The organism is Methylophilus sp. 13, from assembly GCF_015354335.1.
Lineage (GTDB): Bacteria > Pseudomonadota > Gammaproteobacteria > Burkholderiales > Methylophilaceae > Methylophilus > Methylophilus glucosoxydans.
Window position 1 is genome coordinate 87,083 of record NZ_JADKYR010000003.1, and the last position, 16,503, is coordinate 103,585.

The 16,503-nt window shown below is 47.9% G+C and carries 16 protein-coding genes and 1 pseudogene; 8 read left to right on the forward strand and 9 right to left on the reverse strand.

Features of this window, described 5'->3' with window-relative positions:
- Positions 1–87: 87 nt before the first annotated feature.
- The 4 genes from fabF to INP77_RS08150 all read right to left on the reverse strand — a co-directional run bounded on the left by fabF (position 88) and on the right by INP77_RS08150 (position 4,621).
- Positions 88–1,362, reverse strand: a complete 1,275-nt coding sequence (gene fabF, locus INP77_RS08135) for a beta-ketoacyl-ACP synthase II (RefSeq protein ID WP_228518820.1) — start codon at positions 1,360–1,362, stop codon at positions 88–90.
- A gap of 16 nt (positions 1,363–1,378) precedes the next feature.
- Positions 1,379–2,794, reverse strand: a complete 1,416-nt coding sequence (locus tag INP77_RS08140; RefSeq protein WP_194748557.1) for a DHA2 family efflux MFS transporter permease subunit — start codon at positions 2,792–2,794, stop codon at positions 1,379–1,381.
- A 75-nt stretch (positions 2,795–2,869) separates the two neighbouring features.
- A complete protein-coding gene (locus INP77_RS08145; protein ID WP_194748558.1) occupies positions 2,870–3,775 on the reverse strand; it encodes an alpha/beta fold hydrolase in 906 nt (301 codons plus the stop codon).
- Between the two features lie 48 nt (positions 3,776–3,823).
- Complete coding sequence (locus INP77_RS08150) at positions 3,824–4,621, reverse strand: SDR family oxidoreductase (protein WP_194748559.1); 798 nt, start codon at positions 4,619–4,621, stop codon at positions 3,824–3,826.
- A gap of 134 nt (positions 4,622–4,755) precedes the next feature.
- Here INP77_RS08150 and INP77_RS08155 point away from each other — a divergent pair, with 134 nt between their 5' ends.
- Positions 4,756–5,364, forward strand: coding sequence for a TetR/AcrR family transcriptional regulator (locus INP77_RS08155; protein ID WP_194748560.1), 609 nt, complete (start codon positions 4,756–4,758; stop codon positions 5,362–5,364).
- A 465-nt stretch (positions 5,365–5,829) separates the two neighbouring features.
- Here the strand turns inward: INP77_RS08155 and INP77_RS08160 are convergent, their stop codons facing one another.
- Entirely contained in the window at positions 5,830–6,798 is a 969-nt protein-coding gene (locus tag INP77_RS08160; RefSeq protein WP_194748561.1) for a hypothetical protein, read from the reverse strand.
- Positions 6,799–7,088: 290 nt separating this feature from the next.
- On the opposite strand from INP77_RS08160, the gene INP77_RS08165 reads away from it, so the two are divergent.
- The 6 genes and pseudogenes from INP77_RS08165 (at position 7,089) to INP77_RS08190 (ending at position 12,455) form a co-directional block, all read left to right on the forward strand.
- Positions 7,089–7,376, forward strand: coding sequence for a co-chaperone GroES (locus INP77_RS08165; protein ID WP_194748562.1), 288 nt, complete (start codon positions 7,089–7,091; stop codon positions 7,374–7,376).
- 46 nt (positions 7,377–7,422) lie between these two features.
- Positions 7,423–9,063 (forward strand): chaperonin GroEL, encoded by a 1,641-nt coding sequence (gene groL, locus INP77_RS08170; RefSeq protein WP_194748563.1) that lies wholly within the window; start codon positions 7,423–7,425, stop codon positions 9,061–9,063.
- Between the two features lie 314 nt (positions 9,064–9,377).
- A complete protein-coding gene (locus INP77_RS08175; RefSeq protein ID WP_194748564.1) occupies positions 9,378–10,499 on the forward strand; it encodes an AAA family ATPase in 1,122 nt (373 codons plus the stop codon).
- 32 nt (positions 10,500–10,531) lie between these two features.
- A pseudogene (locus INP77_RS08180) lies at positions 10,532–11,095 on the forward strand (DUF4276 family protein); the annotation flags it as partial.
- Between the two features lie 177 nt (positions 11,096–11,272).
- Positions 11,273–11,884: an FKBP-type peptidyl-prolyl cis-trans isomerase gene (locus INP77_RS08185; RefSeq protein WP_194748565.1), complete on the forward strand. Its 612-nt coding sequence runs from the start codon at positions 11,273–11,275 to the stop codon at positions 11,882–11,884.
- A gap of 148 nt (positions 11,885–12,032) precedes the next feature.
- Positions 12,033–12,455: a cupin domain-containing protein gene (locus INP77_RS08190; protein WP_194748566.1), complete on the forward strand. Its 423-nt coding sequence runs from the start codon at positions 12,033–12,035 to the stop codon at positions 12,453–12,455.
- Between the two features lie 20 nt (positions 12,456–12,475).
- On the opposite strand, the gene INP77_RS08195 is transcribed toward INP77_RS08190, so the two are convergent.
- From INP77_RS08195 to INP77_RS08210, 4 genes are all read right to left on the reverse strand, one after another.
- A complete protein-coding gene (locus INP77_RS08195; protein ID WP_194748567.1) occupies positions 12,476–13,468 on the reverse strand; it encodes an NAD(P)H-dependent glycerol-3-phosphate dehydrogenase in 993 nt (330 codons plus the stop codon).
- Between the two features lie 61 nt (positions 13,469–13,529).
- Positions 13,530–14,006 carry a protein-export chaperone SecB gene (gene secB, locus INP77_RS08200; RefSeq protein WP_194748568.1) on the reverse strand — a complete coding sequence of 159 codons (477 nt, stop codon included), beginning with the start codon at positions 14,004–14,006 and terminating at the stop codon, positions 13,530–13,532.
- A gap of 95 nt (positions 14,007–14,101) precedes the next feature.
- On the reverse strand, positions 14,102–14,359 hold the full coding sequence (gene grxC, locus INP77_RS08205) for a glutaredoxin 3 (protein ID WP_194748569.1): 258 nt from the start codon (positions 14,357–14,359) through the stop codon (positions 14,102–14,104).
- An 11-nt stretch (positions 14,360–14,370) separates the two neighbouring features.
- Positions 14,371–14,790, reverse strand: a complete 420-nt coding sequence (locus INP77_RS08210) for a rhodanese-like domain-containing protein (RefSeq protein ID WP_194748570.1) — start codon at positions 14,788–14,790, stop codon at positions 14,371–14,373.
- 146 nt (positions 14,791–14,936) lie between these two features.
- Here INP77_RS08210 and gpmI point away from each other — a divergent pair, with 146 nt between their 5' ends.
- Positions 14,937–16,487, forward strand: a complete 1,551-nt coding sequence (gpmI, locus tag INP77_RS08215; protein ID WP_194748571.1) for a 2,3-bisphosphoglycerate-independent phosphoglycerate mutase — start codon at positions 14,937–14,939, stop codon at positions 16,485–16,487.
- Positions 16,488–16,503: the final 16 nt, after the last annotated feature.

The following is a 16,503-nucleotide window of genomic DNA, read 5'->3' on the forward strand; positions in this document are numbered from 1 at the left end:
ATTCTCCCTTATCAAATTAATTAGTACTTATCATTGCGAGTGAAGTGATATTTAAGTGATCACCCCCCCAGGTTTGATCCATCATGCTCAACCGTTAAAACGTTTAAAAATGACAGATGCATTAACCCCGCCAAATCCAAACCCATTCGAAAGGGCATATTCAAGATGTCGATGAATGGGAGCTTGTGTCGTAATCGCCAGCCCAGTTGCCCGCGCATCTGGCGCGTACAAATTGATTGTGGGTGGGCAACACTGCGCTTCAATTGCTTTAATGGTAAAAATGGCTTCTAGACCGCCCGCTGCGCCCAGCAAATGTCCAGTGGAAGACTTTGTGGCACTGATCACAGGTTGGGCATGACGCTGACCAAACACAGTTCTGATGGCTGCCAGTTCACTTGCATCTCCCATGGGGGTAGACGTGGCATGCGCATTGATATGGTCAACGGCCTCGGGAGATATGTGTGCTTGATTAAGGGCAATCATCATGGCCCTGGCAGCACCGGAACCCTCCTCGGGGCTGGAGGTGATATGGTAGGCGTCAGAAGTGGTTCCATATCCCACTAATTCAGCAAGCGGTTTTGCACCTCTCGCCATGGCGTGTTCATAGGACTCAATCACCAAAATACCAGCCCCCTCTGCCATCACAAACCCATCACGATGTGTGTCAAACGGTCTTGAGGCTAACTCAGGGCTTGCCGCGTATCTTGTACTCAGTGCTTTTGCGGCTGCAAACCCGCCGAGGCTGACTTTATCAATACAAGCTTCTGTCCCCCCACAGATTGCGATATCGGCTTCATTGGCATGAATCATCCTGGCCGCATCGCCAATCGCTTGTACGCCTGCTGCACAGGCGGTAACCGGAGCACCGAGTGGTCCTTGGAATTGGTGTTTAAGTGCTATCTGCGCAGCCGCCAAATTGACCAAAAACGATGGAATCGTAAATGGCGAGAGCTTACCCACACCCACTGCTTCGCCTGTGCGGACTGCATGTGCAATGGCTGGGAAACCACCCACCCCTGAAGCGACAATCGTGGCAGTGCGTTGTTTTTGAATCTCAGTCATCGGTAGCCACTGGGCTTGCTGAATGGCCTCGTTAGCGGCAATCAGAGCAAATTGAATAAATCTGTCAGAGCGTCTTAACTCTTTTGCATCGAGATATTCAGACAAATTGAGCCCCATGCTCGGATCAAGTTCTGATGGCTTAACCCAACCGGCGATGTTGACTGGACTGCCTTCTGCCAACGCATCAGGGAGCGCAGAGATCCCAGACTTTCCCTCCAACAAATGTTTCCATGCCAAGTCAACGCCTGTTCCAAGCGGACTGACTGCGCCCATCCCAGTAATCACAATACGTTTCATCATAAATTTCCCTGAAGACCTATTGAGTTAAATTGGTAAGTTGTTTTGGGTGGGTATTGATCGGGATACATAACATGGCCGTGATGAGCGCCAATGCAATATGTATGCTGTACGTTGGGATAAAGTCACCCGGCTTGAGCAGTGCTTTACCAAGGAATAACACGGTGATAGACACACCTATCACCGTGCCAATTTGGCGGGCAGCGTGATTGATGGCAGAACCAACGGCATAGTCTTTTTGCGGCAAACCAAACATGGCGGCAGCGGATAAAGAGGGCATGACCAAGCCGACAGAAATGCCGCTTAATAGTAAACCCGGTAGCCATGTAGCCAGATAATTAGGGGTGGTATCGGGGACCATTAAAAACCACAGTCCACTGAGGGCGTAGGTCATGGTGCCTGTGATAAGCAAAGGGCGATGCCCCACTTTGGAGGCTATTTTCCCTGCAACCAATGCGGTAGGAACAACCATCAGTGGCCCTGGCATGACAGACGCACCGGCTAAGGACTGGTTTAAATGCCATATATTCTTCATCCAAAAAAAGAATGAAAAAAACATGATGGAAAACGCAATCCCGAAGGTGATGCCTGCCAGGTTTGCAAATAAAAAGGTTTTGTTTTTAAACAGGCTGAGGTCAAACAATGGTTCTGGGTAAAACTTCGCCCAAGGAATATAACTTGCCAGCAACACCCAACCTAATATCAGAATGGCTGTTAACTCATAGGGATTCCAACTAGGCGACTTCATCTCAACAATCGCAAACGCAATTGCTCCGACACCGACGACCAACTGCAACATGCCGACGAGATCAAGCCGCATATGCGCTCTTGGCTGAACCGACTCATGCAATACAGCTAAGCTTTGCCATATGCAAAATAATCCAATCGGGATGTTGATAAAAAATGCCCACTGCCAGCCGCCTACATCAATAATCCAGGAACCAATCCCCGGACCTAATGCCGCGGCCAAAGCACCAACAGCGCCCCAAGCACCCATGATGACTGACCGCCTCTCGCGAGGAAACGCCTCCAATACCAGCGCCAATGCAGAGGGGGTCAGCAGACAAGCACCGATAGATTGAAAAACTCTGGCGACAATAAGCCATGAGACACTAGGGGCGGCACCGCATGCAAATGAGGCACTGATAAATAACAAGGTGCCTAATGTGAATATTTTTTTACGCCCAAATTTATCTGCAATACCACCCGCCGGGATCAGCATGGCAGCATAGACAATAGAGTAGCCGCTCATCGCCCAGGATAGATCAGCGGCAGTAGAGTCCGGAAAGCTACTGAGAATATTATTGAACCCAGCATACAGAATCGTCATATCCAGGGAGGACATAAAAATCGCAATACTGGCGATTGCGAATACCCGCCAAGCTGCCGGGATTGCTTTATTTGCAGACACTAACTGCTGTATGTTTGAGTTCATGACATTCTCTGATTTGACTTAGGCGTATTAGTAATACTGGCCACAACGCCTTGATTCGTTGCGGCCAGTGTTCGCTTAGTGACTCAGAAAGAACTCAGCTGTGTTTACAAACGAATCATGGTACTGAAAAATCGAACCGTGATTGGAGTCTGGATATAACAGCAATTGCGCATTTTTAAGCTGCTTATATAGGGTAATCGAACCCTCGGTTGGTAACATGGTGTCATTGCTACCCGTCACCACCAAAACCGGTTGTTGAATGGCTTTTAACGTTTTGAATTCAGGATCAGGTGTGCTCGTCCATACAATTAAGGCCTTGCCATGTGCATCTGCAATCTCCTTACCACTTTCAGGGTCACGCCCTTCTTTTCTGGCATAGACGCGAGACAAAAATGCAGCGGCGGCTTGCTTCCCTGCTTCACTTTGCGAGAAGAACAAATAGTCGCGTGGATCTGGCGCATTGGCTCTGGAAAAGGCCTCACCCAACACTTTCATCAGATGATTGCCACCGCCTTGATGGGTAGTCCCGGCGAGAATCACTTTTCGAACCAGTTCTGGATGTTGCGCAGCAAGTTCTTGAGCAACAAACCCACCCATCGAAAACCCCAACACATCCACTTGCTTATAGCCCAGCGCTTGAATAAACGCATAAGCATCTGTGGTCATTTGTGCGATGTTGTCGGCAACCACTCCATTCGTAGCACCAACGCCTCTGTTATTGAATACAACCACTGGACGATTCTTGGCCAAGGCATTCACTACTGCCGGATCCCAGGCATCCATATTGCCAGTGAAGTGCTGAAGGAGCACTAATGGAGTACCTGATTGAGGGCCTAAAATGCGGTAAGAGAATTTAATGCCATTCGATTCGACAAATTTTGTGGCCGCTGTCTCCAGTTTATCCGCAGCCAAGGCCGTGCCTGACTCTATGATGGATAAGGTAGTGGCGATGAGTAACAATGATCTTAAAATTTTATTCACGAATATCTCCTGTTCAGTCAAATGGATGATTGGGTTCTTAGGTGGTGATTAGCTCAGGTAACGATTCGCTGGTTTAGCTAATGACAAATGCGGCCCCAATGCTTTTCTTGCCGCATCAAATGCTTGCCAATCCTCAATATTTGGCAAGGATGGAATAGTGATCACCTCGCCCAAATCAAATCCTCTAAGGGCGGCATCTACCAGATCATCAGTTTTCATCACCATTTCAGGCGGCAAGTGACTTGCTGGCATATTCACTTTGTCCAGGAACGGCGTATCGGTCGCGCCTGGCAACACCACCTGAATGCGAACCCCTTTGTCACCAAGTTCATGCTGCATGGATTGGCTAAACATCACCACATAAGACTTAGTTGCGTTGTAAACGCCATTGAACATTTCAGGAATATAGGCAAGCACTGAGGCAACATTGATGATGGCACCTTTGCCTTCAGCAAAAAATCGTTTGGCTGCTGCGCCGGAGAGTCGTGTGAGCGCGGTGATATTCAATTGAATCATGGTCTCCATCGCATCCATATCAGACTCAACCAACGTCGTAGACGCACCACCGCCTGCGTTATTCACCAGCAGGGTAATACTGCTATCTTCGCGTAAGCGTGTTTCGACTTTTAATAAATCAGTCTTGAGGGTCAGGTCGGCTGGCATGATTTCTACCTGACTTCCAGATGTGCTCTTAATCCCATCTGCTACTTTTTGCAGCTTTTCTTGATCACGTGCCACCAAAATCAAGTCATAACCTCGCTTTGCTAGTCGGTCTGCATACACAGCCCCAATCCCAGTTGATGCACCTGTGATCAATGCTGTCCCAAGTTTATTCACTGCATTCATTTTTCTACCTCTTTACGGTTTAACAGTTATGTATATAAATACCAATCGGTACATAAATACTATGCAACAAAATTTGCTCTGTCAACATTTTTTTGTAACAATTGGTATAAATTACTTAAGTGAAGAAAATTGAGATGACTGAAGAGTTAAAAAAGACACGAGGTCGCCCCAAAATGTTTGATAACGAGGTGATCCTGGACAAGGCTTTGAAAGTGTTTTGGGAAAGGGGCTATGAAGGCGCCTCAATGGCCGAGTTAACCTCCACGCTTGGTGTGAATAAGCCAAGTTTATATGCTGCGTTTGGCAATAAGGAAGAATTGTTTAGGCAAGCACTTTCTAAGTATGTCTCCGGTCCAGCTTCATTTGTGAGGATGGTGATGAAAGAGCCAACAGCGCGCAAAGTCGCAGAAAAGTTTTTATTAAGTAGCGCGGAGTTTCTAACTAGTGAAGCACATCCCAAGGGATGCATGATCGTGCAAGGCGCCCTTTCATGCGGTGAAGGCGCACTGATCATCAAAGAGCAGCTTATTCAGTATAGAAAACATTATGAAGGCTTGTTGACTGAGCGATTTGAGTTGGCACAACTGGAAGGTGATTTATCGCCTGACGTAAATGCCGTTGATTTATCTAAATATTTAGCTACTCTACATCAAGGGATGTCAGTGCAAGCGGTCAATGGCGCCACTCAAGAAGAACTCAAAAGGATGGTTAATGTAGCGATGTTGAATTGGCCGAGCAAATAAGGGTATCTACGCCCAATTATCAAAGTTTACACATCGAAAATACAATGCTCTGCTAAAAAACTACTCACTAGGACGAGCTAGTATGCTTGTTCATGATTCTCACTCCATGGGCATGCTAGCATTACCTCAAACAATTGCCTCTGGACTTGCCGTACTAGCCGATCTCATCATTCAAGCGATGGAATGTCTGAAGCGATGTGGTGCCTTCACCACTGAGGAGCTGTCAAACGCATGGCTCGTTGCAATCGAACTTCATGTTTTGTCTAGACGCTTTGCACTAATGGTTGAGTAGCAATTAATGAGTTGTACGGCGCCAGCGGCTTACAAATATCGTTGGCAATTTAACTCCAGATATCTCGCCTTTTATCGCTGAACGATAAAGTTTAACAAAGTGGCTTTGCAGAATAGGTGCGATTGAAATGTCATATTGCCAGATGGACGCATAAAAACTCACTCTAAAGCTTTTTATCCAGCTATAGATTCAGAAATCAAATTGTCTAGATTCTTAATCGCATCTCTCATAAAAAGAGCTGCGTATTTATTCTTATCATCATCAATTTCATTCCTTATTGGATGCCACACTCCTTGAAAATCTTGGCGAGACTCAAAATCTAAGAAATAGCTAACATCATGCCATCCCGGAGAAAACAAACCTAAGTCAAAGGCGATAGGCATACTCGGATAGCCACGCCATGTAAACCATTGTGTGACTGGTTGCTGAGAGATCGCGACGGTAATATCCCATCGATGTTGTTGTGTCCATTGTTTCTTATCAAAGCATAATGAGATAAATCCCAAAGATTTTGGTAAGGGTTTAGAAAATACAATAGCCCTTAGATCTTTTTCGATTTTTACAAGGGTAAAGCCAATATCGCTTAGTAGGCTAGCTAACAACTTAGTAAAGTCTTTTTTTGTAAGCACGAAAGGGACTTTGAAAAAGTCAGGAACCTTAGCTTTTAGCTGACTAATATCTTGAGTAATTTGAAGCTTGATACTCTCTTTGATACTTCTTTTTAATTCCAAAGTTGGATCTTGTCCGCCATACCAGAGAGGTGTTAAAGCCATAAATGACGGTTGAATATCAAAACCTTGGTTATCTATCACCCACTTTCCCAGTTTATTTTGCTCTTCAAGCCAGTCCAGATAAATTGAACGATATCCATTCATGCTGGAAGATCTGGTACGCATAAGCCAGTATGTGTTGGTAAAAGACTCTTTGATGTTTTCTATCAAGTATTTTTTTGCTGGGATTAAACCCGGTTCTGACGGCTCTAGCTTTGCAAGTATTCTGAAATAATATTCATCCACAGTGAAGCCATCATTAAGCATGCCATCCCAAATTTGTTCAAAGTGCTCTGCAGCTGTAAATAAGGCATTCAGCAGTTCAGGGGCAAGTTTCTGTCTACTAGTATCACTCTCGTGAATCATGATCATATTGTACTTTATGAACTACCCACGTTTTTGAAATGCTATTTCACGTCTATCGGAGATAGCAACTTATTGATTAATATGAAATGACACTCTAGATTTGAATTGCAAAAATCTCAAGTTGAATTACAAACGACAAAAACCCATAAAATTTTTATGTATTAGCCCTTGAAATCAAAAAATCCCGCCCCAAATTAGCAATCAAGGTGCGCGAGTGCTAAAATGCGTACCGCTTTGATTGTTTTAGTTTTAACGTTATCCCTATAACACTTTAGGAAAACTCCAAGGAGAATCTCATGAACATTCGTCCGTTGCACGACCGTGTAATTGTTAAACGCGCTGCTGAAGAGCGCACTACTGCTTCTGGCATTGTGATCCCTGACAGTGCAACAGAGAAACCAGACCAAGGTGTGGTTCAAGCAGTTGGCAATGGCAAAAAAGATGACAACGGCAAGGCTATCGCTTTGGACGTGAAAGTCGGCGACAAAGTATTGTTCGGCAAATACTCCGGCCAAACAGTGAAAGTCAACGGCGAAGAGCTGTTGGTGATGCGCGAAGAAGACATTATGGCGATTGTTGAGTAATCACTCGTAACTCAATCCCACACATTTGTAATTTAGGAGAATTTAAATGGCAGCTAAAGACGTAAGATTTGGTGATGACGTTCGCCAAAAAATGGTAAATGGCGTTAACGTATTGGCTAACGCTGTTCGTGTAACTTTGGGCCCTAAAGGCCGTAACGTGGTATTGGAGCGTTCTTTTGGCGCGCCAACCATCACTAAAGATGGTGTGTCTGTGGCTAAAGAAATCGAACTGAAAGACAAGTTCGAAAACATGGGCGCACAGATGGTGAAAGAGGTTGCTTCTAAAACCAATGATATCGCTGGTGACGGTACAACGACTGCGACTGTGTTGGCACAAGCCATTATCCGTGAAGGCATGAAGTCTGTAGCTGCGGGCATGAACCCAATGGACCTGAAGCGCGGTATCGACAAAGCAGTTGAAGCTGCTGTAGCTGATCTGAAAGCACAATCCAAACCCTGTACTACCAGCAAAGAAATCGCCCAAGTTGGCGCGATCTCTGCTAACTCTGACGCCTCTGTTGGCCAGATCATTGCGGATGCAATGGACAAAGTGGGTAAAGAAGGCGTGATCACTGTTGAAGACGGTTCAGGCCTGAGCAACGAGCTGGATGTGGTTGAAGGTATGCAGTTTGACCGTGGTTACCTGTCTCCATACTTCATCAACAACCCAGAGCGCCAAATCGCGTTGCTGGACAACCCATTCGTGTTGTTGCACGACAAAAAAATCTCCAACATCCGTGACTTGCTGCCAACCTTGGAGCAAGTAGCGAAAGCTGGCCGTCCATTGCTGATCATCGCTGAAGATGTCGATGGCGAAGCGCTGGCAACCCTGGTAGTGAACAACATCCGCGGCATCTTGAAAACGACTGCAGTTAAAGCCCCAGGCTTTGGTGACCGTCGTAAAGCCATGTTGGAAGACATCGCGATTCTGACTGGCGGTACTGTGATCTCTGAAGAAGTGGGCCTGAAACTGGAAGCCGTACAACTGCACGATCTGGGTCAAGCCAAACGCATCGAAGTGGGCAAAGAAAACACCATCATCATTGACGGTGCTGGCAACGAAGAAGCGATCAAGGCCCGTATCACTCAAATCAAAACACAAATCGAAGAAGCTTCTAGCGACTACGACCGTGAAAAACTGCAAGAGCGCGTGGCCAAACTGGCTGGCGGTGTTGCCGTGATCAAGGTTGGCGCGACGACTGAAATCGAAATGAAAGAGAAAAAAGCCCGCGTGGAAGATGCATTGCACGCGACACGTGCTGCGGTTGAAGAAGGTATTGTGGCTGGCGGTGGCGTGGCATTGATTCGTGCCCGCGAAGCGATTGCCAAAGTGAAAGGTGACAACCTGGATCAAGAAGCCGGTATCAAGATCGTTCTGCGTGCGGTTGAAGAGCCACTGCGTCAGATCACACAGAACGCTGGCGTTGAACCATCAGTCGTGGTGAACAACGTGGCTGCCGGTAAAGGCAACTACGGTTACAACGCAGCCAACGAAACCTATGGCGACATGGTTGAGATGGGCGTACTGGATCCAACTAAAGTGACCCGCTCTGCCTTGCAACACGCGGCTTCTGTGGCTGGCCTGATGCTGACCACTGACTGCATGGTGGCTGAACTGCCTAAAGAAGATGCACCAGCGATGGGTGGTGATATGGGCGGTATGGGTGGCATGGGCGGTATGATGTAATTTTTGCATTTAAGCAGTTCAGTGATACTGCGTTGCTTATCCTTGTCGTACTTGTTGTACTGCCTACGGATAGCTGGTTTGTTACACTTTTCTGCTTAACGCAAAAACGCTCTAAGTACCATCAAAAAAAACAAAACCCGCTTCGGCGGGTTTTTTATCTTCAATAGACAGGAGATTCACTACAAAAAACCTCGCTACGTATTCATAGTATTAATAACTCCATGAAGGTATGATTAGATTGATTTAAATGAGCGACTAATCGCAATTACAAATAGAACGTTATTGACACGTTTACTGAGATTGCAAAGAGATATATGACAGATACGCAAAAAACACACTTAGAGCATATTCAAATTAGGGGTTTTAAATCTATTCAATCTCTAAACCTTGAAATGAAACCGATTAACATCCTAATTGGTGCAAACGGCTCTGGCAAATCAAACTTCATTTCCCTCTTTACTTTTCTAAGAAATTTATCTGAAGGAAAACTTCAGACCTATGTCGAAAAAAACGGATTTGCAAATGCATTTTTTCATTTTGGGCCAAGAGTTACGCCCTTCATAGAAATAAATATTGATGTTGGTTTTAATGGCTATCATGTGCAATTTTCTCACGGTCCAGATGATGACTCTCTAGTATTTGAGAATGAATATTGTACGATTAAAAGCTCCAATAGGCCGTGGACTGTCAAAGGTAAAAAAGGAGAAAGCGGACTACTTCCAGATGGAGAGGCTGCCAGTAGATACGTAAGGAAGTACACAAGAGAATACTTAGAAGAGTGCCGTGTTTATCACTTTCATGATACTAGCTCGACCGCCGGCTTTAAACAGGCTTGCAATCTGACAGATTCGGACTATTTATTCTCTAATGCCAGCAATATTGCTGCGTTCCTATACCGGCTCAAATCAAGTACAGATAGCATCTTTATCAAAGCTTATCAGGACATTATTGACGCCATTAAAACAGTAGCTCCATATTTCCATGATTTCTACCTTGAGCCAAGGGGGGAGAGTACTGATGAAAAAGTTCTGCTCAAGTGGCTTCATCGGGACCATTCAGAACCTTTCTCAGCGAATCAACTATCAGATGGCACTGCTCGTTTTATTTGTATGGCGACACTTTTTTTGCAACCTATTGCACTTCGTCCAAAGTCTATTGTTTTAGATGAACCTGAGCTAGGACTACATCCCGCAGCCTTAGAAGTACTGGCAGAACTCGTAAAAGTTGCATCCAAAGCAAACCAAGTCATATGTTCAACACAATCAGTAACTTTCGCAAACCAGTTTGACGCAGAAGACTTCATTGTAGTTGATCAAGAAAAAGGAGCATCAAAATTTAGGAGAGTTGAGGAAAAAGAATTAAAAGATTGGCTTGAAGATTACTCTATGGGTGATATTTGGACCAAAAACCTCATTGGAGGTCGTCCAGAATGGTAAGAATAGGATTGTCAGTTTAAGGCCCTACTGAAGAACGTTTTGTTAAAGCAGTATTAGCACCTTACTTAGCCACCAAAAACGTTATGGTTACACCGATTTCAATGGGTGGGGATGTCAGTATAGACAGAATAAAAAGCGATCTAAAGAAAATAGGTTTTAGCTTTGATTATGTCAGTACATTGTATGATTTTTACGGATTTAAGAAGAAGCTAGCAGGCGAAAATAAGACAGGCTTAGAACAGCGTATTGTTGATGTTGTACATGAAAGCATTAAACCTAAATTAATTCCGTACATCCAGATGTATGAGTTTGAAGGACTTTTGTTTTCATGTCCTGAGGGCATGGAGCGCGGATTAAATGAGTCTGGAGTGAAAGAGTGGTGCCAGACAGTTCTAGACACCTTTGAAAGTAACCCAGAAAAAATCAACAACTCTGTCGAAACTTCGCCATCTAAGAGGCTAGAGAAAAAAACAGGGTACCGTAAAACCACTCATGGGCCCAATATAGCTAAAGAAATTGGCATCAAAAAGATAAGAGAAATGTGCGTTGGATTTGATGCATGGCTTACTAAACTTGAATCACTCTGTAATGATTAAACGTCTACTTTCTATTAAAGCAAAATTAGTCGGGCCTGCGAACATAATTTGTAACCTAAAAGGTTGTTATGAACCAAGCATCATGCCTATGTAGGATTTTGCTTCTTTATGACTCTCCGTCATAATGTGTTGTTTGCTTTTTAAAGCATTATTATAAAGAGATACCAAAGGAAATTTATGATCACCTTAAACACCCTCACTCAACGCCTGAGCTATATCGTCGGCGAAAATATGGCTCACCAATTGCAAAATGACGGCCTGGAGCTGGATGCTGCGGCCGTGGCGCTGGCAGTGAGCGATGTGATGGCCGGCAATGCTTCACGCATGACCGACGACGAAAAACGCAGTACAGTGGAACAAGTACAACAAGAGAGCCAGGCCAGACAGATGGCTGCCCACGCGAAAAACAAGGCGGCAGGTGAAGCCTATCTGGCAGACAATGCGAAAAAAGAAGGCGTAACCACGACAGCAAGTGGCCTGCAGTACAAACAACTGGTCGCAGGCGATGGTGCCAAACCTACCACCAGCGACCGTGTCAAAGTCCACTACCACGGCACACTGACCGACGGCACGGTGTTTGATAGCTCTTATCAGCGCGGCGAACCGATTGTGTTCCCGGTGACTGGCGTGATTGCAGGCTGGGTAGAAGGCTTGCAGTTGATGAACGTAGGTAGCAAGTTTGAGCTGACCATTCCATCGCACCTGGCGTATGGCGCAAACGGCAGCGGCCCGGTGATTGGCCCGGATGCGACGCTGGTGTTTCAGGTTGAGTTGTTGGCTATCGAATAAGCCGGTCCTAGTAGTACAAATTCAAGGCAATACAGATTCAGGGCACCCGTCGGGTGCCCTTTTTCATGGGGCCGCTCATTCCCGGCTTGCCTCCCTGCCTGCGCTATTGTTAGACTTTGTGAATCTTTCACATTGTCGAGCGCCACAGATGCAAGATCCTCAATTAAACTTAACCGGTGAAATCGTGACTGTGCGCCCTGAACACAGCATAGATACCATTCAGCACCTGCCCAATTATGTGGGCATCTCTCAAATGACGGCGGGGGCTAGTGGCATTTCGATGAATATCGTGGTGATCCCGCCAGCGGCCAAAGCGCAACCGCATTACCATCAAGGCTTTGAAACGGCGATTTACCTGCTGAAGGGTGAAGTGCAAACGTTTTATGGTGAAAATTTGAGCAAGTCCTGCACCAATCAAGCGGGCGACTTTATTTTCATCCCGGCAGGGGTGCCGCATCAGCCTGTCAATTTGAGCCCTGATACCGAAGCGATTGCGCTCGTGGCACGTAACGATGCCAATGAGCAGGAAAGTGTGCGGGTCTATGCGGCTCAGGCCACTGTGCTTGCCTGATCAAGCCGCTGGTAAAAAACCTAGACTGACTCTTGTCGCTGACCGCGACCCAACAAGGCGCTGACCGCTTCTTGCGCCGTTTTCTGGTTAGTGAGTAGTTGATTGACTTCAAAAGTGATGGGCATTTCGACGTCTATGGTTTCGGCACGACGCATGACTTCACGCGCAGTATTGACGCCTTCTGCCACGTGGCCTAATCCCGCCAGAATGCTTTCAAGTGATTTGCCCGAAGCCAGCTGCAAGCCGACTTCACGGTTACGCGAGTATTGACCGGTACAGGTCAGGATCAAGTCGCCCGCCCCCGCCAAGCCCATAAAGGTCTCGGCCTTGGCACCCAGCGCCATGCCAAAGCGGGTGATTTCGGCTAAGCCCCGCGTGATCATGGCAGCGCGCGCATTGTTACCAAAGCCCATGCCGTCAGAGATGCCGGCGGCAATCGCCATCACGTTTTTAACCGCCCCACCTACCGAAGCGCCGACCACGTCGACGCTATCGTAGACGCGCAAGCAGCCGCCATGAATCAGCTGTGCAGATTGCTGCGCCAGCTCGCGGTGATTGGCGGCGAGTGTAATTGCCGTTGGCAGGCCTCGCACCAGTTCGGCGGCAAAGCTGGGGCCGCTTAACACGCCCCATGGATACTCTGCGCCCAACTCCTCTTGCGCCACTTCAAAAGGCAGTTTTGCCGTTTGCGGCTCCAGGCCTTTGTTGGCCCAGATCAAGGGCTGTTGTATGGCCAGACTTTTGAGTTGCTGCAAAATCGGCCGGAAACCCGCCGTAGGCACCACGGATAAAATCAAATCGGCGCCATCAATCGCTGCAGCCAGATCATCCTCTACCGAGAGTTTTTCAGGGAAAGCAAAGTCGCCCAGATACAGCGGATTGGCACGCGCCTTGCGCATGCCAGAAACGTGCCCGCTATTACGCGCCCACAACACCACCTCGTGCTGCAAGGCAATATGCATGGCAAGTGCAGTACCCCAGGCACCTGCACCAAGAACGGCAACTTTACTCATTTGGATGGATCCTGATCAGTCACCGCGAGCTGTCTGCGGTGACTGACAAAGTGAGACGAAATTAGTTAGGAGCGCCAGCCGCTTGCGCAGCTTGTTGCTGCTGTTGCAGATACAAGGCTTCAAAGTTGATCGGGTTCAACAACACGGGCATGAAGCCAGCGCGGGTAACCATATCGGAGATGGCTTCGCGTGCATAAGGGAACAAGATGTTAGGGCAAGCCACCGCCAGGATAGGCTCCATGTTTTCTTGTGGCACGTTGCGGATGGCAAAAATACCGGATTGGTTCACTTCTACCAGGAATGCGGTTTTATCTTCGATTTTCGCGGTCACAGTCACTTTGATGGAGACGTTGAAAATACCATCTTCAACCTGTTGTGCCGTATTACCCAGTTCTACATTGATCTGTGGCGTCGTACGCTCGGTGAAAATCGCTGGTGCATTAGGCACTTCGATAGAAGCATCATGCACATACAATTTTTCGATGCTGAAAATCGGTGCTGCGTTTTGGTCCGCTTGGTTTTGTGGTTCCTGAGCCATGAATCGTCCTTAAAATTATCAATACACAAAGGCGCTATTCTAACCGGACATCCCTAGCCTGACTATGGGTTTTTTATGACAGCGGACAGGTCACTTCAAGCGGCCAGCAACGGGTCCAGACCGCCCTGCACATCCAGGGCATGCAAGTCATCAAAGCCGCCAACATGGTGCTCGCCAATAAAAATCTGTGGCACCGTACGGCGGCCGGTTTTTTCCATCATTTCGGCCCGTAACTCTGGCTGCAAATCGACACGAATTTTTTCAATTTCGGTCACGCCCTTGTTTTTCAATAACCGTTCGGCATTGATGCAATAAGGGCAGACTGCCGAGGTATACATCACTACTTTTGCCATCATGATTCCTTTCAAGTGGATGACTTGGTGGCTGGCATCTTGGCCTCCACCCAGGCGGCCATGCCACCTTTGAGCACATTCAACGTGGTAAAGCCCTGTGCCTTGAGCAATTTGGCGGCGGCGTTGGCGCGGCTGCCGCGCTGGCAAACCAGCAACACCGGCTTTTCCTTGAATTTTTGAATTTCATTTATGCGGTCAGCCAGTTGCGCAAGCGGAATATGGCGCGCACCCTGCAAATGCCCCTGGGCAAATTCGTCCGCCTCGCGCACATCCAGTACCAAAGCAGATTTTCTATTCATCAGCATCACGGCTTCAGTGACTGAGAGCACAGTTGCCCCCGCCGCAGAACGGCTCAGCATGGGTAAGATGAGCGCCAGGCCAGAGCCCACCGCCAGTCCGATTAACAACACATTATGTTTTAAAAATTCCACAGCGTTACTCACTTTGTTGGGTTATGACGACCGGTGTGCGGTCTTCAGGAGACTGGCCGCTTGGGTAGGCGTGACCAGCGGTTGCGATTATAATAGACGAATTCATCAATCCGACATTTCGTCACCACTTTTAAAGATTGTTAGCCATGTCTATCAAACCTGTCATATTGCTGATCCTCGATGGTTTTGGCCACAGCGAGACCCGCGAACACAATGCTGTTTTACAGGCAAACACGCCCAACCTCGACCGGCTCAAAGCCACTTACCCCCACAGCCTGATCAACGCCTCCGAACACTATGTCGGCCTGCCAGACGGCCAAATGGGCAATTCTGAAGTGGGTCACCTGAATATTGGGGCGGGACGCATTGTCTTTCAAGACTTTGAGCGTATTAATAACAGTATCAGCAGTGGTGAGTTTTTCAAGTTACCCGCCCTGGTCAATGCCATGCATGCCCTCAAAGCCAGTAACAAAGCGCTGCATATCCTGGGCCTGCTGTCTGATGGCGGCGTGCATAGCTACCAGCCGCATATTCACGCCCTGCTCGAAATGGCCAAGCAACAGGGCCTGAGCAAGGTGTATGTGCATGCCTTTCTCGATGGCCGCGACACCCCGCCCAAAAGCGCGCAGCCTTACCTGCAAGCGCTCGAAGACCATCTCCAGCAGCTTGGCGTTGGCCGGGTGGCCTCTGTGGGCGGCCGCTTTTATGGCATGGACCGCGACAAGCGCTGGGAGCGTGTCTCGGTGGCTTATGAGTTGCTGGTCAATGGTACAGCCGAATATGTGGCGGCAGATAGCCTGACCGCCTTGCAGCAAGCGTACGCCCGCGATGAAAGCGACGAGTTTGTGAAGTGCACGGCGATTCGCGCTGCTGACGAAGCCCCCGTGCGTATGGAAGACGGTGACTGCCTGGTGTTCATGAACTTTAGGAGTGACCGCGCCCGCCAGCTGACCGATGCCCTGCTCAACCAGCAGTTTGCAGGCTTTGAGCGCAGCCGGGTGCCACGCTTTAGCCACTATTTTACGCTGACCCAGTACGACAAAAACCAGACGCTGGCAGAACCGATTTTCGCGCCCTACACCGTGCCCAATACCTTTGGCGAATACGTCTCCAAGCTCGGGCTCAAGCAATTGCGCATTGCCGAAACTGAAAAATATCCACACGTGACGTTCTTCTTCAACGGCGGTGAAGAAACCGTTTTTGCTGGTGAAGACCGTATTCTGGTGCCTTCACCCAAAGTTGCGACCTATGACTTGCAACCAGAAATGAGTGCGCCAGAAGTCACCGACAAACTGGTCGCCGCCATTGAATCACAGCAATATCAGGCCGTGATCTGCAACTATGCCAATGGCGATATGGTGGGCCATACCGGCAACTTGCAAGCGGCCATTAAAGCGGTAGAAACGCTGGACACCTGTGTCGGCCGGATTGTGGCGGCTGCCCAAAAAACCGGCGCTGAAGTGATTATTACCGCCGACCATGGCAACGCCGAGAGCATGTTTGACCACACCAGTGCGCAGGCACACACCCAGCACACCACCAATCTGGTGCCCTTTATTTACGTTGGGCGCCAGGCGATGATTCGTAGCGGCGGCGCACTGTCAGACATTGCACCGACCTTGTTATCGCTGATGGGGGTCGCACAACCTGCAGAAATGACCGGCCAGTCGCTGATCCAATTGAATGCTGCGGCCTGAGTGGCCACTCAGGTGC

What these genes read in the sequence shown, in the direction of transcription:
- INP77_RS08165 (WP_194748562.1), top strand. Translation starts at nt 7,089, where the DNA reads ATGAACATTCGTCCGTTGCACGACCGTGTAATTGTTAAACGCGCTGCT.
- INP77_RS08185 (WP_194748565.1), top strand. Translation starts at nt 11,273, where the DNA reads ATGATCACCTTAAACACCCTCACTCAACGCCTGAGCTATATCGTCGGC.
- fabF (WP_228518820.1), bottom strand. Translation starts at nt 1,362, where the DNA reads ATGATGAAACGTATTGTGATTACTGGGATGGGCGCAGTCAGTCCGCTT.
- INP77_RS08140 (WP_194748557.1), bottom strand. Translation starts at nt 2,794, where the DNA reads ATGAACTCAAACATACAGCAGTTAGTGTCTGCAAATAAAGCAATCCCG.
- INP77_RS08160 (WP_194748561.1), bottom strand. Translation starts at nt 6,798, where the DNA reads ATGATCATGATTCACGAGAGTGATACTAGTAGACAGAAACTTGCCCCT.
- gpmI (WP_194748571.1), top strand. Translation starts at nt 14,937, where the DNA reads ATGTCTATCAAACCTGTCATATTGCTGATCCTCGATGGTTTTGGCCAC.
- INP77_RS08150 (WP_194748559.1), bottom strand. Translation starts at nt 4,621, where the DNA reads ATGAATGCAGTGAATAAACTTGGGACAGCATTGATCACAGGTGCATCA.
- INP77_RS08155 (WP_194748560.1), top strand. Translation starts at nt 4,756, where the DNA reads ATGACTGAAGAGTTAAAAAAGACACGAGGTCGCCCCAAAATGTTTGAT.
- grxC (WP_194748569.1), bottom strand. Translation starts at nt 14,359, where the DNA reads ATGGCAAAAGTAGTGATGTATACCTCGGCAGTCTGCCCTTATTGCATC.
- INP77_RS08175 (WP_194748564.1), top strand. Translation starts at nt 9,378, where the DNA reads ATGACAGATACGCAAAAAACACACTTAGAGCATATTCAAATTAGGGGT.
- groL (WP_194748563.1), top strand. Translation starts at nt 7,423, where the DNA reads ATGGCAGCTAAAGACGTAAGATTTGGTGATGACGTTCGCCAAAAAATG.
- secB (WP_194748568.1), bottom strand. Translation starts at nt 14,006, where the DNA reads ATGGCTCAGGAACCACAAAACCAAGCGGACCAAAACGCAGCACCGATT.
- INP77_RS08195 (WP_194748567.1), bottom strand. Translation starts at nt 13,468, where the DNA reads ATGAGTAAAGTTGCCGTTCTTGGTGCAGGTGCCTGGGGTACTGCACTT.
- INP77_RS08190 (WP_194748566.1), top strand. Translation starts at nt 12,033, where the DNA reads ATGCAAGATCCTCAATTAAACTTAACCGGTGAAATCGTGACTGTGCGC.